Raw genomic sequence first — 25102 nt, 5'->3', positions numbered from 1 at the left:
CGTGATTAACTCAGCATTAAGCAACAAGATTTTTCGGTTGAGTTCACATTTTGGCGGTGAGATTTTTTCTGGCGCGACAATTCAGTCGTGCCACGTTTTACGATCGGTAACAATAGGATCGTGGTAGTGTATACCTAAACCACTTGGAGTTGCAGGTAGGCGGCAAGTGAGTCCCCATGAGCATAGACAGACTCTATGATTGGGGTGAACGACCGTAGCCAACACCGTTGCAGCTTCAAGTAGCAAAGGTATAAGCAAGGAGGCAGACATGTCCGAGATAGAACAAGTCGTATTACGAACGAGAAGATTAGAGACCTTATTGCGTCAGCATTATCATGCTCAAGGTAAAGGTTTGCATCAGTTGATTTCTAGCTGCGAGGAGCGTTTACCGCATGACATTATTGAAAAGCTGAGATACATCGCTACGATTCGCAATAAAATTGTCCATGAAGATCATTTTCATTTGCCGGATAGGAAAGCGTTTTTACTTGCGTGTCTTCAGTGTGAAAAAGAACTCGCTCCACGTAGTGGGCGCTTTATTTGGCGTGTTGCTGTGATGCTGATGTTATTAATGACGATGGCGGCAGTAACGTTTTATTACCTGCATTGGGATGAGTTATCTAAGTTTTTCCCCCACTTTTTACCCAAGAGCTAGTACAGAGACTGAATCTTGCGCTTTAGATTAGAGACTTATGCTGTCGATTAATAAAATTAAACCGTATCGATAAGTTAAGCAAGGCTAGCGCTATCGTTCGGTTTATCTGTTACTGATGCCAATAAAAAACACATATAAAAAAGGACACCTAGTGTCCTTTTTTATATGTGTTTTTTATTGTTTTCTTTTTTTAACAAAGGGTTAGTAAAGTAGTGGCAGTGTCATTAAGCCTACGATGACCGCGATCATTACCAATCCCTGTTTTTGAGATGAAGAAATCATAACACTGCTCCTCTGTTGTCTGTTTCATCTATGTAATCAGAATAGCTTGCTTTATTGACTTGATCAAGGGGATCTTGCTGAAAGCCTTAAAAGTTGGCTTTAAAGTGTGATGGTTTATCCGATTACGGCTTGATGAAGAGGAGTTTATGAGTTGGTTGCCTCTTGTTCTCATTGGCGCTGAATTATTCATCTTTTAATTTAAGTAATTGAATTTATTGTTATTTATAATGTTGCTTTAATGTTTATATGATGTGTTTATTCTGGTTTTGGCGGCTACTTGGCGAGTTTTGTCATTTTTCAGTTAATTGCTGTTTTTTTAAGAATACACTAATAGCTTAATGATATAAGTTATCATTTGATTCTGGTTGGATGAGTCGTTGTTTGTTTTTTATTGTTATTTTTGTGTCTTTTATTTGTTTTTAATTTAAAGTGGATTTTTTTATTGATTTTGTTTTTTAAGTGTATGATTTTTTATTGTTATTTTTTGTTTTTTATTTTTTAACTTTGATTTTTTATGGGTTTTTGGTGTTTGTTTTTGCTTTAAAACGATGTTTTTTATGGTTTATTGGTTGTGTGTCGGGGCTAATTCAGTCAAAGAATAGTTAACGAGGTAGAGATGCGGATAAGCTTTCAATGGTAAATTTACCACTATCGAATCGCAATCAAGATCCAATTTTTGCAGTTCACTTCTGGACTTCATCGATGACATGCCTACACTGGCGGCAGAATTGATAAGAGGTATCGACATGTGGAGCTGGATTTCTGTGGCATTATCGGGATTCATCAGCATTTCTGCGTTGGAAAATCATCATAGACGGCAAGCCGTATTGTTTAAAATGGTCAGTTTAGTACTACTACTAGCGATGATCATTGAACCACTATTTTCTCGCTCTATGCCTGCAATATGGATAACCACCGGTCTAGTTATTGCTATGTTGGCGGATGGATTACATACGTTTCATTTGCGACCTAAATTGTGCTTTTTAGGCTTTCTATTTGCTCAGCTCTGTTATAGCAAAGCATTTTGGATTCAATTATCCGGTAATATGGTGTGGTGGCTGCCCGCTTTATTGATTGCAACCAGCATTGTGACTTTTTTCCTTCTTCTGCCACAAATCGATACGTTACTTTTTCCTGTTACGATCATGGGGCTTGTGCTGGTACAATTAGCTTGGGCGTCAGGTGAGGTATTGCTGCAGCGCCCTTCTTTGGCATCTTTGGCAGGGTTTGTGGGTAGCTTGCTGTTTATTTTGTCGGCGTTATTATTGGCCATTCATGACTATCGACACACTTTACCTTGGGGACAATATTGGATTTCTGGGAGTTATCTGCTCGCTCAATCTTTGATGGTCGCTTCTGTTGTTTTGCTTTTTTAATTCAACTTTTCCCTTGCCACGGACATACCCATTTATCACCCCCTGTGTCTATTGAGGTTTTATGGAAATTTTATCGGCGGCAACCATGTTATTTTTGATCATGGATCCGCTGGGTAACCTGCCTGTTGTGTTATCCATTCTTAAGCATCTTGATCCTAAACGTCGCCGTAAAGTGCTGATCCGCGAACTGTTCTTTGCCTTAGTGATTCTGATGCTATTTTTGTTTGCAGGGCGATCGATTCTCGGTTTCTTGCATGTTCAGCCTGAAACCTTGAGTATTTCTGGCGGCATTATTCTGTTTATCATTGCGATTAAAATGATTTTTCCCAGTGCGGGTAGCATTACAGGTTTAGCGGCAGGAGAAGAGCCATTCTTAGTACCGATGGCGATCCCGATGATTGCAGGGCCTTCTGTCATTGCTGCGCTACTTTTACTTTCAACTCAGCATCCTCAACATATGCTTGAGCTCTCTGCGGCGGTGATTCTTGCATGGTCAGGAACTTTTGTTATTTTAATGTTCTACAATTTCTTCCATCGTGTATTGGGCGAGCGCGGGTTAAAAGCAGTAGAGCGCTTAATGGGGTTGTTATTGGTAATGATTTCGACCCAAATGTTCCTTAATGGTGTGAAAAGCTACATGGGCATGGCGTAATCGAGAGCAGATAGCTCCGCTCCCTATCAACGCTATTTATCTTGCATCACCAAATGATAGCGATCGTCGGTGACGTTATACCGGCGTCGCTTGTCTGAGGTATAAACGGTAGCACACTTGGCCAGCGGTTTTTTCTCGATGCAGTTGCCAGTTGTCAGGTAGCTCATCCAATGAGAGTTCTTTTTCACATTCAATATAAATAATCGCTTGTTCTGCTAACCAGCCGTTGGATTCAAGTAACGGTACTACTTGGTTGATCAATCCTTGGTGAAAGGGGGGATCAATAAAAACCACATCGTATTCGCTGGCGGATTGTTTGAGATATTGCAAAGTATCGCCATGCACAGCATTGATATTATTGGCTTGTAAGCGAGCGATGTTACTCTTCAACTGATGATAAGCCGCCCCGTTGAGTTCGAGCATGGTCACTAGGTTTGCTTGACGGGAGGCGCATTCAAATCCCAAGCTGCCTGAACCGGCAAATAAATCTAAGCATTTTGCTTTTGCGATGTCTTGCGCTAACCAATTAAACACGGTTTCTTTGACTCGGTCAGTGGTGGGGCGCAATCCCTGTGCGTCATGCACGGGTAATTTTCGGCCGCGCCATAATCCACTGATAATGCGAACATGGCCACTGGGGAGGCGTTTTTGTGATAGGGTTTGCGGGCGACGTTTTAGCATAGATTTTTTGACCGTGAATTAAGTGTTACTATATGACTGATCTATTTAGCTTGTGTTTAAACATTGAGATAAATAGCCAGCAGAATTCAATATTATGACAAAGTTTATCAAGCGAACGAGAAAGTTTTCACTGCTTTGTCATTTTTCTTTTCTTAAAAGGATAATCTTGCAAGAAAAGAGTCATCGTTATGTCAAATTCAGGATAGCTCCCAATGACGGAAAAAAAGAAACGTGGCTTATTGTCATGGTTAGGGTTTGGGGATGAACAACCAAACACAACAACAGTAGTAGAAGAGAAAGAATCAAAGTCAATAACCGAAGCGGAGCGTACCGCTTTAGACACATCGATCTTACCCGTTGAACAAGAAACAGCCAGTTCAGACGCTTTTTCAGAAACAGAAACAGAAACAGAAACAGAAACAGAACAAATACCGCCTAGAATTCAAGAGCAAGAAAAACCGAGTGAAAGCTTTTTTGTGCGTCTTAAACGGAGTTTAAGTCGTACTAAAGCAAATATCGGCGCTGGCTTTTTTGGGTTGTTTCAAGGTAAAAAAATCGATGATCAGCTATTCGAGGAGCTTGAAGAGCAATTATTGATGGCTGATGTAGGAATGGAAACTACGGTTAAAATCATTACCAGTTTAACCGAAAAAGCGTCTCGTCAGCAGTTGCGTGACGGTGAAGCGCTGTACTCGTTATTAAAGCAAGAAATGGCAGAAATGTTGGCCAAAGTAGAAAAACCGTTGCAGATTGATAGCCAAACCATGCCTTATGTGATTTTAATGGTGGGGGTTAACGGGGTTGGTAAAACCACAACGATTGGTAAGTTAGCCAAACAATTCCAAGCGCAAGGTAAAAAAGTCATGCTGGCGGCAGGGGATACGTTTCGCGCCGCGGCTGTTGAGCAATTGCAAGTCTGGGGAGAGCGTAATCACGTTCCGGTTATTGCTCAGCATACGGGAGCAGATAGCGCTTCGGTGATTTATGATGCGATTGAAGCTGCTAAAGCTCGAGGTATTGATGTGGTGATTGCTGATACGGCAGGTCGACTACAAAATAAAGCCAATTTAATGGAAGAGCTGAAAAAAATTGTCCGTGTAATGAAGAAAATTGATCCGCAAGCGCCGCATGAGATCATGTTAACTCTCGATGCGGGAACGGGACAAAATGCGATTAGCCAAGCCAAGTTGTTTAGCCAAGCCGCGCCACTCACCGGGATCACTTTGACTAAATTGGATGGCACCGCGAAAGGCGGCGTTATTTTTGCTATTGCTGACCAATTTCAAATACCCATCCGTTATATTGGCGTTGGTGAGGGGATTGATGATTTGCGTCCGTTTGTTACCCAAGAATTTATCGACGCGCTATTTAGCCGAGAAGAGTAACCACTACGGTGTTGAATCCGGCGATCATGCATGGCTGACCGGCCTGCCTGTCGCCGTTAATATTTTTAGCCAGCGATGTGTTATGTGTCATAGAGGGATCACGGGTGATTAAGTTTCAACAAGTCAGTAAAGCTTATCGTGGCGGTCGGCAAGCGTTACAAAAAGTCGATTTTCATCTGCGTCGGGGTGAAATGGCTTTTTTAGGCGGACACTCTGGAGCGGGTAAGAGCACCTTACTTAAGTTGATCTGTGCGATTGAGCGTCCCAGTGACGGTAAAATTAGTTTTAATGGTCATGATATTACTCGTATTCCTAACCGCGACATTCCTTTTTTACGGCGCAATATTGGAATTGTGTTTCAAGATCATCGCCTACTGATGGACAGAACGGTATTTGATAATGTCGCTTTACCCATGCGTATCGAATCGATTGCAGAGCAAGATATCAAGCGGCGCGTTTCAGCAGCATTAGATAAAACCGGCTTACTAGACAAAGCCCGTTGTCTACCTAGCCAATTATCGGGCGGTGAGCAGCAACGCGTTGGTATTGCTCGCGCGGTAGTGAACCGGCCGACCTTATTGTTGGCGGATGAGCCGACAGGTAACTTAGATCCTGATTTATCGAATCGTATTTTACGGCTCTTTGAAGAATTTAATCGCGCAGGTGTGACGATTTTATTGGCAACTCATGATATTAACTTGGTGCAATCTCGACCTCAGTATCGTCACTTTGAGTTGAACCAAGGCTTTTTGAGTGAGGTGGAAGAGTATGGTCAGCAATAAAGTCAATCCTAAAAAACGCAGCCAGCCTTATCCCAGAGCCCCGCGAGACAGCTTTATTACCACTCATAGTAAGCAAGCCAAAATGGCATTTTCGGCATTATGGCAACGTCCACTGGGTAATTTGCTTACATTAGCGGTGATCTCAATGGCACTGGCGTTACCGGCCAGCTTATATCTATTGACGAAAAATATCGCTTCGGTTGCGGTGAATGTCACAAGTCCTTCTCAAGTGAGTGTTTATCTTCAACAAGGGACACCTGAATCGCGGGTGATGATATTAAAAGATCAGTTAGAAAGTCGCCCTGATATCGCTTTGGTTGATTATATATCCCCACAGCAAGGTTTAGCTGAACTCAGTCAATATGCTGGGTTTGATCAGGCGATTAGTTTACTGGATGAATACGCCCTACCAGGGGTACTCGTCATTACTCCTAGTGTTGAAGACAATCAGCAAATCAAACGGATTGCTGAGGAGGCTCGTCAGCAAGCCAACGTTACCGATGTCAGATTAGATGAAGATTGGTTAGCGAGGTTAGATGCGATTCGACATTTAGCGATGATCATCGTGGTTAGTCTATCGATACTGATGTTGTCATCGATCTTTTTGATCATCGGTAATACTTTGCGTTTTAATGTTCAAGCCAATAAAGATGAAATTCAAACCATGAAACTGATTGGCGCGACGGACAGTTATATTCTACGTCCCTACCTGTATTCAGGGATGTGGCTTGGTTTGCTGGGTAGCTTATCCGCTTGGCTGTTAACGGCTTTAGTGACCATTATCCTCAATGGTGCTGTGGCTGAATTAGCGACACTTTATGATAGCCGTTTTCGATTGATTGGCCTTAATTGGGATGAGTCGTTATTACTACTGATGCTAGGAACTCTGTTGGGGTGTTTGGCGGCGCGTCTTTCTGCGCAGCGGCATTTAAAAGAAATTGAACCGCTATAAAATAGCGCGGTCTTATTGATCGGCTCCCAGAGCTGAGAGTAAAATTATCGGCAATCAAGGCTTGAAACCAATTCATTTTCGGTTCAAGATTGTCAGGTTAAAATTAACTCAAAATCACAGATTGATGAGGATTTGAATGACTAACCAAGCGTACCCAATGGCTCTTATTTCACAAGATAGCTTAGATAGCTACATCCGTTCAGTCAGCAGCTACCCAATGCTAACGGCTGAAGAGGAACGTGAACTGGCTGAGCGGTTGCACTACTCAGGTGATATTGAAGCGGCGAAAACGTTGATCTTATCGCATCTTCGATTTGTTGTTCATGTTGCTCGTGGCTACTCGGGTTATGGGTTACCGATTGCGGATCTTGTTCAAGAGGGAAACATTGGTTTAATGAAAGCGGTCAAACGCTTTAACCCAGAGGTCGGCGTAAGATTGGTCTCCTTTGCGGTGCATTGGATCAAAGCCGAAATTCATGAATACGTGTTACGCAACTGGCGTATCGTGAAAATTGCGACCACTAAAGCGCAGCGCAAATTGTTTTTTAACCTACGTAAATCGAAAAAGCGTCTCGGTTGGTTTAATAACGGTGAAGTTGAAACCGTTGCTCGTGAACTCGGGGTTGAACCTGCTGAAGTTCGAGAAATGGAATCTCGTTTAGCGGCGCTCGATTCAACGTTTGAATTTTCTGCTGAAGATGACGACAACCCGAATGCTTACACTGCGCCAGTGCTGTATCTGGAAGATAAGCAATCGGATTTAGCGGAAAATATCGAAACGCAAAACTGGGAGAATCATACCAATCATCGCCTTAGTTTAGCTTTGGCAAGTTTGGATGAACGTAGTCAGCATATTGTGCGCTCTCGTTGGCTGGATGACCAAAAGGCGACTTTGCAAGAATTAGCGGATCTTTATCAAGTCTCTGCTGAGCGGATTCGCCAGCTAGAAAAGAATGCGATGAAAAAGCTCAAAGAGGCGGTCGGTGATTTTTAGTCGCTAGACAATCAATGAGCAGAAAGCCGAGATCAATCGATCTCGGCTTTTTTATTAGGATCGAAAACAGCGATCAACATCGGGTCGATTTTCTGTGGATAACTCTGTGATGAAAAGTATCACGAATGATCATCAGTGACGATAAATCAAGGCTTGAACGCTGTTTTCTATTTGGGGATATGTTTTTCTTACACACAGAAAAATAAAGATCATCACAACATGTAGTGGATCATTTTCTCTTGAGATACCTTATCAACGCAATCCACAGAATTATCCACAATATAATGCTTGAAGATTATTGAGCATAACCCCACAGTCGTTATGTACTTGTTCAATGTGGGTTAGGTTACAATGTGTGCTAACTAATTATGGCTTAACGAGAATCACTTCATGGACCCATTTCAACATATTGATGTTATCAGTGCACAACAGTTACTTGAACAAACGGAGGCCACGCTGGTTGATATCCGTGATCCGCAGTCCTTTGCGTTAGCTCATCCTCGGGATGCGTTTCATTTAACCAATGACACGCTCAATACTTTTATTAAAGAGCACGAATTCACACAGCCCATTTTAGTCATGTGTTACCACGGTATTAGTAGTCAAGGTGTGGCTCAATACTTGGTTAACCAAGGTTTTGAACAGGTGTATAGTATTGATGGAGGCTTTGAAGCCTGGCATCACGCTCATTTACCGACAACAACGAGTTAACCCAAATGATAAAATTGATCACCTTAGCTCATCCTCGGATGGCACAAGCTTTCATTGATTACATGGCCTCACGGCATATCGAGGTACAGATGCAGCCAGAGGAAGGTGGTCAGGTTTCTTTATGGCTCATCGATGAGCAGCACCAAATAGAAACCGACAGCGAACTACAGCATTTTTTGCGTTATCCTCAAGACAGTAAATATCAAGCGGCTTCTTGGCAGGTAGCCAATACTCAACCAACGCCGTTTACTTATCAAGCCCCGAGTCTTCTATCACTGGTAAAAGCCAAAGCTGGGCCAATCACATTACTGGTGATGATGGTCTGCATCGGGATTTTTGTTTTACAACAGCTTGGTTTGGCTCGTCAGGTGTTTGCGGCGTTGCATTTTCCGGCTTTCGCGGGTCAACAATGGCAATTATGGCGTTGGTTTAGCCATGCGCTGCTGCATTTTTCCATCATGCATATTGCGTTTAATCTACTGTGGTGGTGGCAGCTTGGCGGTGATATTGAAAAGCGGCTTGGTAGTCTTAAACTCACCCAGCTAGCATTGATCGCTGCGGCTCTCTCTGGTGCTGGACAATACTGGGTGGAAGGCGCGAATTTTGGTGGCTTATCTGGGGTTGTGTATGCTTTGGTGGGTTATTTATGGCTGTTGGGCTGGCGAGCGCCTCAACTTGGTTTAGAGATGCCTAAACCGTTAATTGGTTTTATGCTGATTTGGTTGGTGTTGGGATTTGTTCAGCCATTTATGGCGATCGCCAATACGGCGCACTTGGTCGGATTAGTCAGCGGCATGTTATTGGGTTTACACGATGCAAGTCGGTCATCGAAAGCGTTCCATTGAGCGATAGTTCGATGACCGTGAGAGATTCGTTGACTCTGTTTTATTGATAAATGTATTTGGTAAACAGTAAATCAGCGATCAGTGTACGTCCGGTTTCAGGCAGTAAGATATTGTTTAAATCCTCGACGAGGGTTTTTCGTAAGTTTTCTCGGCCAGCAAGAGAGCGGATGGAATCCTCGGTTTGTTTACCAAGCTGCTCAATGACCGCATCACGAATGAGTGGTTGATGGAGCTCGATTAATGGTAGATCGGCACTATTGGCGACCATAATATCAATTCTGACCTGAATATAGCCAAGACGATTACCTCGGGTATGGAAGTTGGTGGTCAATTCCGGCTCTAATGTAAAATAGGCGAATTGAGTTCTATTCTCCGTACTCGCCATCGCAGAGTAGGGGGCTAGCAGGCCAAAGGCGAGCATTATTGGGACTAGATAACGTTTAAGCATAGTTGTGCCTGTTCTTTCTTCTGTTCACGATATTCGAATCGCCCGACTCTTGTTACAATAGCGCATCTGATTGTAAATAAAATGCTTAATAGAGTCTGAACGCTGCGCGGTTTACCTGCATGTCGGCGTTATTGTATGACGATTAAGCGTCATATTGAATACTAGTATGAATAGAATGACTCCGCTCTATCTTTCTTCATTACGCCAAGTTAATTGGCAATGGCCGGAAGATTTTACTTATCCTACGGATAACGCCCAATCTTGGCTATTAGAGCAAGGGTCGTTATCGCGTCTGATGGCTCAGTATTGTCAGCGACTGAGTATTATTCAGCACCATAACCAGTGGCTGGAACCTGCACAACTGGATTTTACGGAAGTGACGTGGTTAACGGCAGAAACGTGTCTATTACGTCAGGTTATTTTAGCCGGAGATACTAGACCCTGGGTCTTCGGTCGTACACTCATTCCTCAAAGCTCTTTGCAAGATCAGCCAGAGGATTTGACTCAACAAGGGGATATTCCGCTTGGCCTTACCGTCTTTAACAGTGATCATGTTCGACGGGATGGATTACAAGTTGGCTGGGCGATGACCTCAGATGGCCCGTTACTTGCGCGACGTTCACGATTATGGATGAATCATAAACCGATGTTAGTCGCTGAATTATTTTTGCCCGATTGCCCAATTTACGCGAAGGAGAGTGTGTAAATGAACCAAGCAAAAGTGCATGCCTATTGGCAACTGATGCGTATGGATCGACCTATTGGTTCGTTGTTGCTGTTATGGCCAACGTTATGGGCGCTGATTTTAGCAGCGCAAGGAATGCCGGATTTCCACGTACTTGTGGTGTTTGTGGTTGGGGTGTTTGCGATGCGTTCCGCCGGTTGTGTGATTAATGATTTTGCCGATCGTCATGTTGATGGGCATGTGAAGCGCACAGCTCAACGTCCGTTACCCACTGGGAAAGTGAGTGAGAAGGAAGCGATTGGGTTGTTTTTAGTCTTGGTGATCCTGTCTTTTTTACTGGTACTAACCATGAATCCTTTGACAATAAAACTCTCTTTAGTCGGGGTGTTACTGGCTTTCATCTATCCTTTCATGAAACGTTATACTCAAGTACCTCAGCTTTTTCTGGGCTTAGCATTCAGTTGGTCGATTCCGATGGCATGGGCCGCTCAAGCCAATACCTTGCCTCCAATCATCTGGTTAGTCTTTGGGGTAAACCTGCTATGGACGATTGCTTATGATACTCAATATGCGATGGTTGACCGTGATGACGATCTGTTGATTGGAGTGAAATCCACCGCGATTTTATTTGGTCGTCGTGATAAAGCGATCATTGGTCTGTTGCAACTGATGACGATCGTTTTATTGATCGCACTGGGTTGGGTTTATTCGCTAGGAGCCAGTTATTACTGGGCGATTTTAATTGCCAGTGGTTTATTTGTGTATCAGCAGCATTTAATTCGTCATCGACAACGCATGCCTTGCTTTCATGCTTTTTTGAACAATAACTATGTCGGTATGGTCATTACATTGGGGTTAATACTCTCACTGTGGTGGTAACTCGATGATCAACGACTAAGGCATCCCGTGGGATGCCTTAGTGTTATTGGGTCAGTGATAACCAGCGTCTGTAACCGTGATGACGTTAACTCATTACCACTCGACCTGACAGATACTCTCTTGAATGGTTAAACGGACTTCAGGATAGAGCATCAGGTAAAGTGCATCGGCAAACTGCTGAGTTTTTTCCAATTGGCAATAACCATCATGACCTAAGTAGCCTTGTTCGGTTAAAGTGACAAACAGCGCCGAAAAGACACCTTTATCAAAAAATTCTGGCGCATTAATCCCATGTAGTCGTCCCAGCCGTTGAGCAATCTCTTGGCTCTTAGCTTCGAGATCCGTTTTGGCTAAATCTGGGTTAGCAACCAGTAGATTCAAGGCAATCGCATAACGTTGCAGTGTTTCGGAAATCGTTCGACCAAGGAGCATCAAGACTTGTGTCTGAGCTTGGTTGATGGTTACCGTTTGCTGTTCAATCGTCACTAAGTGTTGGCGCTCAAGCTCGGATAGGTAACGCTCAACAATTTCATCCAATTCATGTTCGGCATAGCTTAAAAATAGCTCTTGCTTAAGGAAAGGATAGACTTGAGCAACGGTTTGCTGGATAGCACTGATCGATAATGATTGCTGACGGATCAGCATCTGCGCAATTAGCGATGGTAGTGCCAGTAAATGAATGATGTTATTACGATAATAAGTCATCAAAATCGACTGGTTACGATCTAATGAGATAATGTCGCCAATACTGTCGGTTTCAACCAAAAACTTATCTAACGACTCAGCATGGGTGACCAATTGCTCTGCGCTATCACTAGGTACGGTAAAGGTCGTCGAGTAAGGAACATTGCGTAGTAGCGCTAAATAACAATCGATTTGTTTGACCAAATTGTCCCGAGCTAATGCACGTTGCCTTGAGGCTAATAATGCGGTCGCACACAAGGTCATCGCATTGGCGGCAGCAGCATCGTTAATGTGTGTCATCATTTTGGTCGCTAATTGGTTAACGATAGGCATCATCCATTGGGGTTTGCTGCCCCCCATGGCATCAATGTCTTGAGTCCACTCTGGTGCATGTTCATTAAGATAGTGATTAAGAGGGATTGGCTCACCGAAATTAACGTAGCCTTGGCCAAAGTTACGTAGTTTACGTAGCGTGCGAAACACTAAGCCTGCATTCTCTTTTTCTTTGCGTTTACCGCGCAGCTCTTTGGCGTAAGTGCCCACTTCCATCACGTGTTCATAGCCAATGTAGACGGGCACTAGTGTTACAGGACGGTTCAAGCCACGCAGCATGGCTTGAATGGTCATTGCTAACATGCCGGTTTTGGCTTGCAGTAAACGTCCGGTACGTGAGCGGCCACCTTCACTGAAATATTCTACCGAGTAGCCTTTAGCAAACAATTCTGCCAGGTATTCGCGGAAAATCGTCGAATAAAGAGGATCGCCTTTAAAACTCCGACGGATAAAAAATGCTCCGCCACGGCGGAATATTTGTCCGGCAGGGAAAAAGTTTAAATTAATGCCTGCGGCAATGTGCGGAGGAACTAACCCTTCGTGATAGAGCACATAAGAGAGTAGAAGATAATCCATATGGCTACGATGGCAAGGAACATAGACAATTTCATGACCATCTTGAGCGAGTCGACGCACCGTGGCCGCGTTGTTGATGTTCAGCCCTTGATAAATGCGATTCCATAGCCAGCCAAGAACATGATCCCCTTTTTTGATTAAAGAGTATGAAAAGTCGGCGGCGATCTCATCCAAAATATTATGCGCTTCTTTGCGAGCTTTCTCTAATGAGATGTTTTTACGGTTGGCTTCATCGGCAATCGCTTTTTCTATCGCAGGGGAGGTCATTAGTCTTGAAAATAACTGATGACGCTGAGGTAAATTAGGGCCGGAAGCGGCTAATTTTTGACGAGAGAAGTGAATGCGTGCCACACGTGCGAGTTTATGGGCAATTGAACTATCGGTACCGTGAGCATCGGCCATGTAACGCAATGAAACTACAGGGCTAAAACGGACCAAACAGTCACGTCCAGAGATCACCACGGCGATGGCTTTTTGTAACCCGTTTAGAGCTTGTAAGTAAGGTTTTTCTTGCCCCTCTTTACCCGGACGTCTTCCCCATAGCACACTTGCAGGAATCATTTGAACATCCAATTCAGAATCATGCTTATGTAAGGCTAACAGTTCAGAAAAGGTAGTAATCGATTCGTTAGGCACATTATGGTCGTCTTGCAGTAGCGCTGGACGAGAAGCGATAAAAACATAACGTTTTAGCGTTTGACCATTAATGGTCAGTGGGGTCAGTGGGTCGGGGAGCCCCGCATTGAGCGCATGAGTTTGTAACGTCAGTAGATCAACATTCGAGCGAAACGGTAAGACATAAACAATCGGTTTATGCAGATCAATGGCTAAATCATCAATCGGGTTCGATGGGATCGCCGTGCCTTTTACCATTACCGATAGCGGTAATTTTAATAAAGAGCGAGAAAATGAGTGTCCGGAAGACATAAGAGTTCAAGGCCTCAAGATGCTGTACTAAAACTCAAACCGAGAGCGATCGATTTGAGTCGGTGTCTTTTTTTGAAGCGCAAGAATACCAGAAACTGGTCAAACCTTTTAATACTATTCCGTCATGTCAGTTGATTGCTTACTAGAGGTTTGATTTGTTTCATGATTCCTGTTCGAAACGCTGCCCAGCCGTGACGGGCGGTGGAGTAATCAAAAAAGCAGCAATCCACTTTGCTTTTCGTGAATTACTGGATATACTCACAGTTAACTGTATAAAAAGACAGGTGAGTCATGAAGCCGTTAACGCCACGCCAGCAACAAGTCTTCGAGCTAATTAAAAGTAAGATCGAAGAAACCGGAATGCCACCCACTCGCGCTGAAATCGCTCGCGAACTGGGCTTTCGTTCAGCCAATGCGGCAGAAGAGCACTTAAAAGCTCTCGCTCGTAAACAAGTGATTGAAATTGTTCCCGGTGCTTCACGTGGGATTCGTATTTTAGTAGGGGCTGCCAATGATGCTGAGCAAGATCTTGGTTTACCTTTGATCGGCCGAGTCGCGGCTGGTGAACCGATCCTCGCGCAAGAGCACATCGAAGCGCATTATCATGTTGATCCGAGTATGTTTCGACCTCAAGCCGACTTTCTACTCCGTGTTCAGGGGGAAAGCATGAAGGACATTGGTATTATGGATGGTGATTTGCTCGCGGTTCATAAAACTCAGGATGTGCGTAATGGGCAAGTTGTTGTCGCTCGTGTCGAAGAAGATGTGACGGTCAAACGTTTAGAGCGTAAAGGCGCGAAAGTGTGGCTGCATGCTGAGAACGACGCTTTTGCACCGATTGAAGTTGACTTAACTTGTCAAGATTTAGCGATTGAAGGGATTGCCGTTGGGATTATCCGTAATACCGATTGGATGTGACCCCTGCTCAAATATCACGCATTAGCTTGCCAATCTAATTGATATTCATTATCATCTTTTTATGGTGACATAAGGAAGATGATAATGCCCTCTAAGTACACTCATTCATCACCACGTTATCAAGTACCCACTCGTTTACTGCAGCCGCTTTGGTTGCGTAGCCGTGAAAGTTTCGTCGATGATGGCTTGGTCTATGATCCGATAGCCGCTCGTGCCTGTCAGCGTTGTCACCTTGCGCCAGACTGTCTCGCGGGCGACATTCCGCAAAAACAGCTATTGCATGTTACACTGGCTCGACTGTGCGATCAGCAAATTCATCGTTTTTTAGCGACCCATCCTGATGGCTGGATCATTAATGTTGGCGCTGGTTTAGATACGCGTTTTTACCGAGTCGATAATGGGCGCTGTCACTGGGTGGAAGTCGATGTGAGTGAGCATTTGTTATGGCGGCAAAAACTGTTTCATCGTAGTGAGCGTTATCAGCATTGCTGCGGTAGTGTCGATAATCTTGACTGGTTAGAGCGGTTAATCATTCCTGATTCGGCTCCGGTATTGATCTTATGTGAACATGCGTTATTAGACTGCCACGCAAAGCAGATTTCTTCTTTTATTCGTGCGTTGGGGCTGCATTTCGTTAATGCTCGCGCTTGTTTAGTTCTGGCGGGTGATAAAACCATGACACGTCTTGGACAAAAAATGGGCTCTGGTCATTATCAACATGGTTTTGCTAAACCGGATCAAGCGATACTCAATGCTTTGCCTTGGGCACATAGCGCCTTGCTGTTATCGCCCCTTGACCGCCATTGCCATCGCTGGAAACTTTGGCAACGTTTGGTGAGTAAAATCAACGGATTCAAACATCGCCTAACCCCTGTGGTGGTCCAAGTGCGTTGGTAATGTCTTGGCGTTATTGGGATTGATGTTCATTGAGCGCTGTCCGTCGTCATCACTTGGGAATGCTGATTATTTTCGGTACACTGGATGGCCGATCTTAAGAGGGTTTCTATGTGGCGTCGCTAGTCCAAATTCTTACCAACCGCACCATTCATCGTCAAGTCTTACTGCTTTCCATTCCTATGGTGTTGTCCAACATTACCATTCCATTACTTGGCTTGGTCGATGCGGCGGTGATTGGTCATTTACAGCACGCATGGTATCTCGGTGGCGTCGCGCTTGGGGGCATGCTGATCAGCGTTTCTTTCTGGTTATTGGGCTTTTTACGCATGTCGACGACCGGATTAACAGCACAAGCCTATGGCGCTGATGACCGTAATCAGTTGGCTTTAGTCTGGGTACAGGGCGTACTGATGTCTCTTGGATTTGCTGCGGTCTTTTTGTTACTGCACCGTTTGATTGGTGAAGGCGTTTTTGCCTTAAGTGAAGCCAGTGAGCAAGTGAAACATTATGCTCAGCAGTACTTTATGATTCGAGCTTGGAGTGCGCCGGCCGTATTGATCAACTTTGTGCTGCTTGGTTGGTTATTGGGGACGCAAAATGCTAAAGCGCCAATGTGGATGGTGATCATCACCAATCTGACCAATATTGTGCTCGATGTCCTGTTTGTGCTCGGTTTTGGTTGGAAAGTCTCTGGCGTCGCGTTGGCTTCAGTGATCGCCGATTACCTTGGTATGGCTTTTGGTTTATGGTGTGTCTGGCGCTTTTGGCGTGCTAAAGGTTTACCATCACCTTGGGCTTTATTATTGCAAAGTACTCAAGGGATGAGTCGTTTTGTACGTTTAAATCGTGACATTTTCTTGCGTTCGTTATGTTTGCAGGCTGCCTTTAGTTTTATGACGTTTCAAGGCGCGGCTTTTGGTGATCAAGTTGTCGCTGCGAATGCGGTGCTGATGAGCTTCTTGATGATGATCTCTTACGGCATGGATGGTTTTGCATACGCGATTGAGGCGATGGTGGGCAAAGCGGTAGGAGCGAAAAGCCCGTCGCAACTTAAAGCTTCTATTATTGGCAGTACGTTTTGGAGCTTACTAATTTGCCTTGGGCTAACGGCCGTCTTTGCGTTTTCAGGCTCGAACCTGATTGGTTTAATTACGTCTATTCCAAGTGTACAGCAGACCGCTCAGGAATATCTGCCGTGGTTAGTCGCGATGCCGCTAGTGGCGATGTGGTGTTTTTTGCTCGACGGGATATTTATTGGTGCCACGAAAGGGCGAGAGATGCGTAACAGCATGTTTATTGCCGCCAGTGGTTTTTTTCTGGTGTTTATACTTTTCTCTGCCTGGCAAAACCACGCTTTATGGCTAGCGATGTTAACGTTTATGGCATTGCGTGGACTGAGTTTAGGTTGGGTATTAAAGCGCCAGTGGCAGCGAGGCGATTTTCTCTAGCTTAGGAAGAGACGGCTTAAGCTGACGACGACTCTTTTTTTAAGTCGCCGTCATCAACCATTGTTAAAATAAGCCATGGTTAAAACAAACCATGGTTAAAACAAGCGGTTTAATCCATTGAGCGCGGCAACACGATAAGCTTCAGCCATGGTGGGATAATTGAAGGTCGTGTTGACAAAATAGTCGATGGTATTAGCAGGGCCTTTTTGTTCCATGATTGCTTGTCCAATGTGGATGATTTCTGCCGCGCGCTCCCCAAAGCAGTGAATACCTAAAATCTCTTTGCTATCGCGATGAAAGAGAATTTTTAAACTACCGATATCTTTACCAGAGATCTGTGCGCGTGCTAAATGCTTAAATGAGGATCGTCCTACTTCGTAAGGGATTTTCGCTGCGGTGAGTTCTTGTTCGGTTTTTCCAACTGAACTGATTTCTGGGATGGTGTAAATACCCGTTGGGATATCTTCGATCAACTTATTCACCGCTTGGCCCTGAGTAATTGCTTGGGCGGTAAAACGGCCTTGATCGTAAGCAGCACTGGCAAGGCTTGGGTACCCAATCACATCCCCAACCGCATAGATGTGCTCGACATCGGTTTGATAATTGTGGTTGACGGTTAATTGACCACGGGCGTCGGCGGCGAGGCCAACCGCTGATAAATTCAGTTGATCGGTATTACCCGTACGACCGTTAGCGTACAACAAGCAGTCCGCTTTCATCTTTTTACCCGATTGTAAGTGGACAATCACGCCATCATCAGTACCTTCAATTTTCTGATGGGTTTCATCGTTGCGAATCACCACGCCACTATTCCAAAAGTGGTAAGAGAGCGCATCAGAAATTTCATTATCTAAAAAAGCCAATAAGCGATCACGAGTATTGATCAGGTCGGTCTTTACGCCTAACCCTCTAAAAATAGAGGCGTATTCACAACCAATCACCCCTGCACCATAAATAATAATATGCTGTGGATCGTGTTTTAAATTTAAAATCGAATCGCTGTTGTAGATCCGAGGATGGGTAAAATCGATATCATTCGGTTGGTAAGGTCGAGAGCCAGTGGCAATCACAAATTTATCGGCTTGATAGTGCTCGATGCTGCCATCGTGTTTATGAACTGCGACAGTGTGAGGGTCGATAAATTCGGCGCTACCAAAAATTAAGCTACATTGGTTTCGGTCATAAAAGCCTTGTCGTAAGCGAGTTTGTTTATCGATAACGGTTTTTGCATGACCGAGAATGGATGAAAATGTGGCGTGTATGCTGGTGTTGTTTTTACAAAACAGCGGGTTACTGTTGAATTCAATGATTCGACTGACGGCGTGACGTAAAGCTTTCGAGGGAATGGTTCCCCAGTGTGTACAACCGCCGCCGACGGTGCTTTCCTTTTCTATGATCGCGACATTCATGCCAGCTTTGGCTAATCCCATTGCTGCGCCTTCTCCGCCAGGTCCGCTGCCGATGACGATAACGTCAAACTGGTGCTTCTGTGTCATAGGATATCCTTGTTTTTATCGATGCTTATCAGTGCTGTAGCGAGATTGTAACTGATTGTGTTGCTAGGTAAATCTCATTTCCCCGATAGGGTGTTTAGGATCACGACATTTTATAGGATAGCGGCTGGAGAATTTAAGTGTGGTATTTTTGTGTTGTTGAATGGTTGAGAAAATGCTGACACTGCTATGCAAGCTGGGATCGACAATGGTGCGTTTCGCGTTATAGTATGCGGTTGATGATAAGGCTATGAGAATAGGTTCAGTATGAAATCTACCGGAATTCGCGCGCTACAAAAAGAAAAAACTCGTCGTTCATTGATTGACGCAGCGTTTAGCCAATTGAGTGCGGATCGCAGCTTTTCTAATTTAAGTTTACGTGAGGTCGCACGCGAAGCTGGGATTGCCCCCACCTCTTTTTATCGACATTTTAAAGACATGGATGAGTTGGGGTTGACCATGGTTGATGAAGGTGGATTACTGCTACGTCAACTGATGCGTCAAGCGCGGCAGAGAATAGTTAAAGAGGGCAGTGTGATACGTACGTCAGTGGAAACCTTTATGGAATTTATTGAAAGTAGTCCTAATGTGTTTCGTTTACTGTTGCGCGAACGTTCTGGAACTTCGTTTGAGTTTCGCGCCGCAGTAGTGCGTGAAATTCAACATTTTTCTGCTGAGCTGACCGAATACCTGATTAATACCGGTATGGGACGAGAAGAAGCGGTCATCCAAGCTGAAGCCTCAGTGACGTTAGTCTTTAGCTCCGGCGCGCAAGCATTAGATCTAGAACGACAAGCGCGTGATGAATTGTCTGAGCGACTGATCATGCAGTTGCGTATGATGGCGAAAGGAGCCCTTTGGTATCGCAAAGAGCGTGAACGTAATCGACTAAAAAATGGGATAGAGTAATGAGTAACGAAACATCACCCACTTCCAATAGTAAAACATTGCTGCTGGCCTTAATTAGTGGCATGTGCGGTGACGCACTTTTATCATGGCTGACGATCAGCGAAGTCTCTTTCTCCCTCTTTCCACTGATTGCCCTCGTGTTGTCGGTACAAATGTTATACCAAGACTATTTACGTCATCCAGTAGCAGACGATATTCCGTTGGTTGGTTTAGCCTGTTTTTTTGTCGGAGCTTTTGGCCACTCGGCGTTTATGAAGGCTCAATACCCCGATTCAGGTTCAATGCTGTTTTCAGTAATTGTGGTATTAGGACTTTTGTGGTGGATTGGTAAAAAGCTCGGTTTTATCGGACGCAAAAATTAACGAGCCGCTAGGCTCGTTAATTTCTTTTATGCTTTACGTTCTAGCAGTACACCCGCTTCCATGTGGTGGGTGTACGGGAATTGATCAAATAAAGCGAAGCGAGTGATGTTATGCGTAGTAGATAAAATATCTAGGTTCTCTTTTAATGTCTCAGGGTTACAAGAAATATACAAAATACGCTCATACCCTTGTACCATTTTACAGGTATCAACATCCATTCCTGCACGCGGCGGATCAACAAAAATAGTGTTACAGCGGTAACTTTTAAGATCAATGCCAGCCTCTTTTAAGCGATTAAATTCGCGTTTGCCTTCCATCGCTTGAGTAAAATCTTCCGCAGACATACGAATGATTTGCACATTGTCTATATGATTCGCGGCAATATTGTATTGTGCGGACTCTACTGAAGGCTTCGCTAATTCTGTCGCTAATACGCGATCGAAATTTTGCGCGAGAGCGAGCGAGAAATTACCATTGCCACAATACAACTCTAGTAGATCACCTTGGCTTTCTTGCGTGCAGTCTACTGCCCATTCGAGCATCTTCTCGGCAACTTTTCCGTTGGGTTGGGTAAAGCTATTCTCAACTTGTTGGTAAAGATATGCTTTATCGTTAACGTGTAGTTTTTCTACGACATAGTCTCGGTCTAGGACAATTTTCATTTTCCGAGCTCGTCCGATCACGTTGAGATTAAAGCCTTCATCGTTCAGTCGTTGTTTGAGTTGCTTAGCCTCAGATGTCCATGCTTCATCAAGCTGACGATGGTAGATCAAAGAAACTAATAGCTCGCCACTCAAGGTTGATAAAAAATCCACCTGAAACAGTTTGTGACGCAATGTTTTATTACCTTGCATCGCTTCTATTAACAGTGGCATTAGGTCGTTAATTAAACGGCTGGCGGCGGGGAACTGATCAACTCGATACTTTTCTCGAGTAGTTGGATTAAACATGACGTAATACATTTCATCCCCTTCATGCCAAACCCGAAACTCTGCGCGCATCCGGTAATATTGCTCTGGAGATTCAAATACTTCTAGTTTTGGGACGTGATAGGGCTGAAACATTTCAGTAAGGCGGGTGATTTTCTCAGCCAGTTGTGCTGAATAATGTTCAGGATTTACGTCAAGCGTCGCCATGATGGTATTACCTTTACTGGTGCATTTATTGAAAGAGCGCAGATTTTATTCAATCTGACCTACATGTCCAGTTTTGTTGGTGATTTACCAAGTTTAAGGTAATGACAAATCACTTGATTATCATCGGTGATACTAGACAAGCTCACCATTGGTCAATAGTATCATTATAGCTGGTGATATTTAGCTGCCTAGATGGCTAAATTCTGAAAAGGGAATCTGGTGTAAATCCAGAACTGACGCGCAGCGGTAAGGGAGAACGAACGCTCATCAAGACACTGCCTAATGGTGGGAAGTCGAGTTATTAGGTTAACGCTCCCAAGTCCGAATACCTGCCAGCAACTGGGCCAGCAGTGGTGTTTTGCTCAGGAGAATCTACGCGTTTTAGGATAACAACATAATGAATAAATCTTATCTAAGCCTGGCGATGATGTCAGCGCTCTCTTATTGCTCTCTTACCTATGCCCAAAGTTTACCCGTTGATGAGACCATGGTGATAACAGCCAATCGGTTTGAGCAAAAGCAGGTATCGGTACTGGCGGCAACAACGGTGATTGAACGCCAAGAAATTGAACAATATCAAGCGCGATCTTTGACGGAGGTTTTACGTCGAGTACCCGGAATCGAGATAGCTCAAAATGGTGGTCGAGGGCATACGGCTTCTGTTTTTATGCGAGGTACCAATAGCAGTCATGTTCTCATTTTAGTGGATGGAGTTCGGATTGATTCAGCCGCTGGTGGGGTTGCCATTAATCGTTTTCCAATTGGCTTAGTTGAGCGTTTAGAGGTGATTCGTGGTTCTGGTGCCGCGATGTATGGATCTGATGCTATCGGTGGTGTGATCAATATTATCACTCGTTCTCATCGTGGAAATAATCTAAAGCAAGTGACGCTTGGTGTTGGCAGCAACCAATCCCGTAAAGGTGAAGTGGTCACGAGGACGGATGTGAATGAGCTGGGGCATCTACAACTTTCTGCAGGTTTTGAGAAAACCGATGGTTACGATATAAAAAGTCCGCAGACAGGTGTGGACTATGGTTATGAAAGCCAGAATTTGATGGGCGGCTATGAACATCGCTTCAATCAGAACTGGTTGGGGTATGTATCAGCTAGCTGGTTTGACAGTGATGTAGAATACAATTCTTCCGGTATGCTCTACCACAGTTTTTCCGACAACCAGAGTTTTACTGGGAAGATGAATTACGAAGGGAAGCGCTTAAAAAGTTTGTTGATGCTTAATTATCAGCAAACAGAAAAACTCGATTATACCCAAAGCGAGGGTAAAAATAATGCTAATACCAAGGCGAACATCGATCTTACCCAGACGCAATGGGCGAACCTTTATCAGCTGAATGACATGATTCAACTTGGAGCGGGTATTGATGGCCGCTGGGAAAAATTAGACCATGATGCGCTCAGTTATGGTAGTCGTCATGTGTTGGCGGGAGAAAGCCGAGATACCTACGGTATTTTTGGTTCTGGCAAACTGACGGTGAGTGATTGGATTTTTGAAGCGAATATTCGTCACGATAAGCACGATAAATATGATGACTACACCACTTGGTCTTTCGCTGCCGGTTATCAAGTTAACGATCATTATCGTATGCGGGCCAGCTATGGCACAGCATTTAAAGCACCGAGCTACACCGATTTATCAACGGCACCTGATCTTGAACCAGAAAAGTCTAAGAATAGTGAGATAGGATTCGATATCACTTATCCATTAGCGCGAGTGAGTGTGTCGGCTTATGACAACCAGGTGGATAATTTGATTATCTGGTATTCTGATCCTAACGGTGCCGTGTGTGATGTGGTGAATTGGGGAGGATGCACTTTGAATACCGATGCACGAATTAAAGGGGTGGAATTGGAAGTGAACTTTGATACTGGTCCAATCAATCATACTTTAGTGGCGGAGTACAAAGATCATAAAGATGATAATCATGTGCAGTTGGCTCGTCGGGCAAAAGAAAACTACAAGTGGATTACTGCCATACAATTGGGTAACTTTGATATAAATACAACTTATACCTATACGGGTAAGCGCCTAGACTTACCTACACCAGAGCCAACCAGTAACGATTATATTCACTCCACTAACCTGTGGGATGTGTCTGTAGGCTACTGGTTAAGTGATACCATGGTCATTCGTAGTCGGATAGAAAATCTCTTTAATGAGCAGTATCAAAGTGCGCTGGGGTATCGTGCCCCAGAGCGGGCCTTTTACCTAAACGCCAGTTACCAGTTCTAAAATGCAAGGCCGCTGTAAGGCGGTCTTATTTTTTAGAGAGGATCCATCTGATAAATTATACTCATAATATTATTATTTCATTAGAGTGAGAGTGGTTGCCTAATGATAAAGAGGGAGTATGATCACTGACTCTTTCTTCTTGGGGTGTAGTATGCAGCAACAGTTGTCACATAAGGTTCTAATTTTTGACTCAGGTGTTGGTGGATTGTCAGTTTATCAAGAGATAGTTTCACTATTACCACAGCTTGATTATACCTATTTGTTTGATAATGCAGCGTATCCTTATGGCGAATTAGCGCAGGAAGTTTTGCTTAACCGTGTTGAGCGTTTAATTCTTTCATTAGTCAAACAGCAATCTTTTGATTTAGTCGTGATAGCTTGTAATACCGCTAGTACTATTGTACTCCCCATGCTGCGTGCCAAATTATCCATTCCGGTTGTAGGCGTGGTTCCTGCGATAAAGCCAGCCTCACTCGTTGCCCATAAAGCGATTGGGTTGATTGCTACCCCCGCAACGATCACAAGACAATACACACATGATTTAATCCGTAATTTTTCGAGTGAAAAAAGTGTTGAACTGCTTGGATCAACCCGCTTAGTCGATATGGCGGAAGAGAAGCTGCGCGGGCAAGACGTCGATAAAGAAGAATTGGCGACGATTTTAAGTCCACTGATTCAGCGGATAGATGTTGCGGTATTAGGATGCACCCATTTCCCACTCATTAAAGCAGAGATTCAACAAGTATTAGGTGATGATGTGATGTTGATTGATTCTGGTCAGGCGATAGCTCGTCGGGTACAGCAGTTGCTTGATGTAGAACCTGGCTTAAAGCATCAGCATCCGCACACGATTTTCGCCAGTGCGCCCCCTTGGAAAGAGAGCGCTCTGAATGCGAACTTAATTAAAATGGGCTTTAATCCTGTTCGTCCATTTCCTCATCTGGATGTTTTGGATCATTAGCAACTCTCACTTTGAGTGTGCGCTGCATATAGTCTTTTTCATTGAGTGCATTAATCGCCGCAGAGGCATGGGCCGTGGCAATGACTACAAATCCAAACCCTCGGCGTTTTCCTGTGCGTTTATCTTTCATTAATCGGACCGCAAACACATCACCGTATTGAGCAAACAAATCACGCACATCCGATTCATTAGCTTTATAGGGTAGGTTTCCGACGTAAAGCGTTTTTGTATTACTGGATGACTCCTCGGTTGATGGAGCATTCACTGATACTACGGAAGGATTTGATAAAACTTGCAGAGTGATCGCGGCAGAAATAACACCAATAACAAAACTTACCGCGGGATGAATCGATAATAGAGAAAAAACCAGTGCACCAATGATAGCCAGTGCAACAATAAATAATGTAGATTTATTCGAGCTCATATTGAAATACTACTTAATCAGAATGAAAGTAAGAGGCGTATCTAAGATTAACAATATAGACACATGAATCTTACGTTTATGCTTGGAGTTTTTCCAATCGATTGCTGTGACCCTCTTCAAATGTTGGAATTTTATTCAAAAATTAATGATCCGATGGCTTTTTGAGCGAACGGAAAATTAATAGAAAAAAGTACTTGCTAAGCTAAACTAACTCCCTATAATGCGCCCTCACTGACACGGCAGATGCCGCAAGGCTTCAGGCAGTGTTAGTTGAGGGAAAGCTTCTAAAAAAGAAAATTTGAAAAAGTGTTTGACTCTTCAAATTAACTCGTTAGAATTCACCTCCGCTTCGAAGCTCAACGAGAGATTCGCAAGCCAGCTCTTTAACAATTTAAACCAATCAATCTGTGTGGGCACTCGTTGATGATAATCAAAATGCTTAGCAATAAGCACTTCGGT

At 44.0% G+C, this 25102-nt stretch carries 24 protein-coding genes and 1 riboswitch; of the genes, 18 read left to right on the top strand and 6 right to left on the bottom strand.

Annotated features, from left to right (window positions below):
- The first annotated feature begins 268 nt into the window (after positions 1 to 268).
- The 3 genes from FKN93_RS09015 (at position 269) to FKN93_RS09005 (ending at position 2965) form a co-directional block, all read left to right on the top strand.
- Positions 269 to 655 carry a hypothetical protein gene (locus FKN93_RS09015; RefSeq protein ID WP_040903595.1) on the top strand — a complete coding sequence of 129 codons (387 nt, stop codon included), beginning with the start codon at positions 269 to 271 and terminating at the stop codon, positions 653 to 655.
- Between the two features lie 1022 nt (positions 656 to 1677).
- On the top strand, positions 1678 to 2313 hold the full coding sequence (locus tag FKN93_RS09010; protein ID WP_170904976.1) for a lysoplasmalogenase: 636 nt from the start codon (positions 1678 to 1680) through the stop codon (positions 2311 to 2313).
- Between the two features lie 61 nt (positions 2314 to 2374).
- Positions 2375 to 2965, top strand: a complete 591-nt coding sequence (locus tag FKN93_RS09005; protein WP_004393933.1) for a YhgN family NAAT transporter — start codon at positions 2375 to 2377, stop codon at positions 2963 to 2965.
- A 75-nt stretch (positions 2966 to 3040) separates the two neighbouring features.
- On the opposite strand, the gene rsmD is transcribed toward FKN93_RS09005, so the two are convergent.
- A complete protein-coding gene (rsmD, locus tag FKN93_RS09000) occupies positions 3041 to 3646 on the bottom strand; it encodes a 16S rRNA (guanine(966)-N(2))-methyltransferase RsmD (RefSeq protein ID WP_161437990.1) in 606 nt (201 codons plus the stop codon).
- 212 nt (positions 3647 to 3858) lie between these two features.
- On the opposite strand from rsmD, the gene ftsY reads away from it, so the two are divergent.
- The 6 genes from ftsY (at position 3859) to glpG (ending at position 9315) form a co-directional block, all read left to right on the top strand.
- Entirely contained in the window at positions 3859 to 5031 is a 1173-nt protein-coding gene (gene ftsY / locus FKN93_RS08995; RefSeq protein ID WP_170904948.1) for a signal recognition particle-docking protein FtsY, read from the top strand.
- Between the two features lie 104 nt (positions 5032 to 5135).
- Entirely contained in the window at positions 5136 to 5813 is a 678-nt protein-coding gene (gene ftsE, locus FKN93_RS08990) for a cell division ATP-binding protein FtsE (protein ID WP_004393937.1), read from the top strand.
- Complete coding sequence (ftsX, locus tag FKN93_RS08985; protein WP_004393938.1) at positions 5800 to 6765, top strand: permease-like cell division protein FtsX; 966 nt, start codon at positions 5800 to 5802, stop codon at positions 6763 to 6765. Before ftsE ends, ftsX begins: the two co-directional genes overlap by 14 nt.
- A 136-nt stretch (positions 6766 to 6901) precedes the next feature.
- Positions 6902 to 7759 (top strand): RNA polymerase sigma factor RpoH, encoded by an 858-nt coding sequence (gene rpoH / locus FKN93_RS08980; RefSeq protein ID WP_170904947.1) that lies wholly within the window; start codon positions 6902 to 6904, stop codon positions 7757 to 7759.
- 390 nt (positions 7760 to 8149) lie between these two features.
- On the top strand, positions 8150 to 8470 hold the full coding sequence (glpE, locus tag FKN93_RS08975; protein WP_154169836.1) for a thiosulfate sulfurtransferase GlpE: 321 nt from the start codon (positions 8150 to 8152) through the stop codon (positions 8468 to 8470).
- Between the two features lie 5 nt (positions 8471 to 8475).
- The gene (glpG, locus tag FKN93_RS08970) at positions 8476 to 9315 is read left to right on the top strand and encodes a rhomboid family intramembrane serine protease GlpG (protein ID WP_158144571.1); all 840 of its coding nucleotides are present in this window, start codon (positions 8476 to 8478) and stop codon (positions 9313 to 9315) included.
- Between the two features lie 40 nt (positions 9316 to 9355).
- Here the strand turns inward: glpG and FKN93_RS08965 are convergent, their stop codons facing one another.
- On the bottom strand, positions 9356 to 9763 hold the full coding sequence (locus tag FKN93_RS08965) for a flagellar basal body-associated protein FliL (RefSeq protein ID WP_040903599.1): 408 nt from the start codon (positions 9761 to 9763) through the stop codon (positions 9356 to 9358).
- 166 nt (positions 9764 to 9929) lie between these two features.
- Between FKN93_RS08965 and FKN93_RS08960 the strand changes: the two genes are divergently transcribed.
- Both FKN93_RS08960 and ubiA read left to right on the top strand, forming a co-directional pair.
- Positions 9930 to 10469 (top strand): chorismate lyase, encoded by a 540-nt coding sequence (locus FKN93_RS08960; protein ID WP_158137502.1) that lies wholly within the window; start codon positions 9930 to 9932, stop codon positions 10467 to 10469.
- Complete coding sequence (ubiA, locus tag FKN93_RS08955) at positions 10470 to 11327, top strand: 4-hydroxybenzoate octaprenyltransferase (protein WP_170904946.1); 858 nt, start codon at positions 10470 to 10472, stop codon at positions 11325 to 11327.
- Positions 11328 to 11420: 93 nt separating this feature from the next.
- Here the strand turns inward: ubiA and plsB are convergent, their stop codons facing one another.
- Positions 11421 to 13847 (bottom strand): glycerol-3-phosphate 1-O-acyltransferase PlsB, encoded by a 2427-nt coding sequence (gene plsB, locus FKN93_RS08950; RefSeq protein WP_158137500.1) that lies wholly within the window; start codon positions 13845 to 13847, stop codon positions 11421 to 11423.
- Between the two features lie 291 nt (positions 13848 to 14138).
- On the opposite strand from plsB, the gene lexA reads away from it, so the two are divergent.
- From lexA to dinF, 3 genes are all read left to right on the top strand, one after another.
- The gene (gene lexA, locus FKN93_RS08945) at positions 14139 to 14765 is read left to right on the top strand and encodes a transcriptional repressor LexA (protein ID WP_004393945.1); all 627 of its coding nucleotides are present in this window, start codon (positions 14139 to 14141) and stop codon (positions 14763 to 14765) included.
- A gap of 78 nt (positions 14766 to 14843) precedes the next feature.
- Positions 14844 to 15662 carry a class I SAM-dependent methyltransferase gene (locus FKN93_RS08940; protein WP_115152674.1) on the top strand — a complete coding sequence of 273 codons (819 nt, stop codon included), beginning with the start codon at positions 14844 to 14846 and terminating at the stop codon, positions 15660 to 15662.
- A 110-nt stretch (positions 15663 to 15772) separates the two neighbouring features.
- The gene (gene dinF, locus FKN93_RS08935; protein ID WP_161425725.1) at positions 15773 to 17110 is read left to right on the top strand and encodes an MATE family efflux transporter DinF; all 1338 of its coding nucleotides are present in this window, start codon (positions 15773 to 15775) and stop codon (positions 17108 to 17110) included.
- 95 nt (positions 17111 to 17205) lie between these two features.
- Here dinF and sthA read toward each other — a convergent pair whose 3' ends face one another.
- Entirely contained in the window at positions 17206 to 18606 is a 1401-nt protein-coding gene (sthA, locus tag FKN93_RS08930; RefSeq protein ID WP_040903606.1) for a Si-specific NAD(P)(+) transhydrogenase, read from the bottom strand.
- A gap of 264 nt (positions 18607 to 18870) precedes the next feature.
- Here sthA and fabR point away from each other — a divergent pair, with 264 nt between their 5' ends.
- Positions 18871 to 19512 (top strand): HTH-type transcriptional repressor FabR, encoded by a 642-nt coding sequence (gene fabR, locus FKN93_RS08925; protein WP_154169851.1) that lies wholly within the window; start codon positions 18871 to 18873, stop codon positions 19510 to 19512.
- A complete protein-coding gene (locus FKN93_RS08920; RefSeq protein ID WP_040903607.1) occupies positions 19512 to 19874 on the top strand; it encodes a YijD family membrane protein in 363 nt (120 codons plus the stop codon). The genes fabR and FKN93_RS08920 overlap by 1 nt, the downstream gene beginning before the upstream one ends.
- Before the next feature lie 26 nt (positions 19875 to 19900).
- On the opposite strand, the gene trmA is transcribed toward FKN93_RS08920, so the two are convergent.
- Positions 19901 to 21010 (bottom strand): tRNA (uridine(54)-C5)-methyltransferase TrmA, encoded by a 1110-nt coding sequence (gene trmA / locus FKN93_RS08915; protein WP_170904945.1) that lies wholly within the window; start codon positions 21008 to 21010, stop codon positions 19901 to 19903.
- 154 nt (positions 21011 to 21164) lie between these two features.
- A riboswitch (cobalamin riboswitch) is annotated at positions 21165 to 21362 on the top strand.
- 45 nt (positions 21363 to 21407) lie between these two features.
- On the opposite strand from trmA, the gene FKN93_RS08910 reads away from it, so the two are divergent.
- Together FKN93_RS08910 and murI are read left to right on the top strand one after the other, a co-directional pair.
- On the top strand, positions 21408 to 23258 hold the full coding sequence (locus FKN93_RS08910; protein WP_170904944.1) for a TonB-dependent receptor: 1851 nt from the start codon (positions 21408 to 21410) through the stop codon (positions 23256 to 23258).
- A gap of 151 nt (positions 23259 to 23409) precedes the next feature.
- On the top strand, positions 23410 to 24219 hold the full coding sequence (gene murI / locus FKN93_RS08905) for a glutamate racemase (RefSeq protein WP_170904975.1): 810 nt from the start codon (positions 23410 to 23412) through the stop codon (positions 24217 to 24219).
- On the opposite strand, the gene FKN93_RS08900 is transcribed toward murI, so the two are convergent.
- Positions 24173 to 24643, bottom strand: a complete 471-nt coding sequence (locus tag FKN93_RS08900) for an RNA-binding protein (protein WP_154169876.1) — start codon at positions 24641 to 24643, stop codon at positions 24173 to 24175. The two genes, murI and FKN93_RS08900, sit on opposite strands and share 47 nt — an antisense overlap.
- Positions 24644 to 25102: the final 459 nt, after the last annotated feature.

Source organism: Vibrio sp. A8-1 (genome assembly GCF_013048685.1).
In the GTDB taxonomy this organism is placed as follows: domain Bacteria; phylum Pseudomonadota; class Gammaproteobacteria; order Enterobacterales; family Vibrionaceae; genus Vibrio; species Vibrio metschnikovii.
The sequence above is the reverse complement of the archived record's forward strand: the minus strand, read 5'-3'. Positions and strand labels throughout refer to the sequence as shown.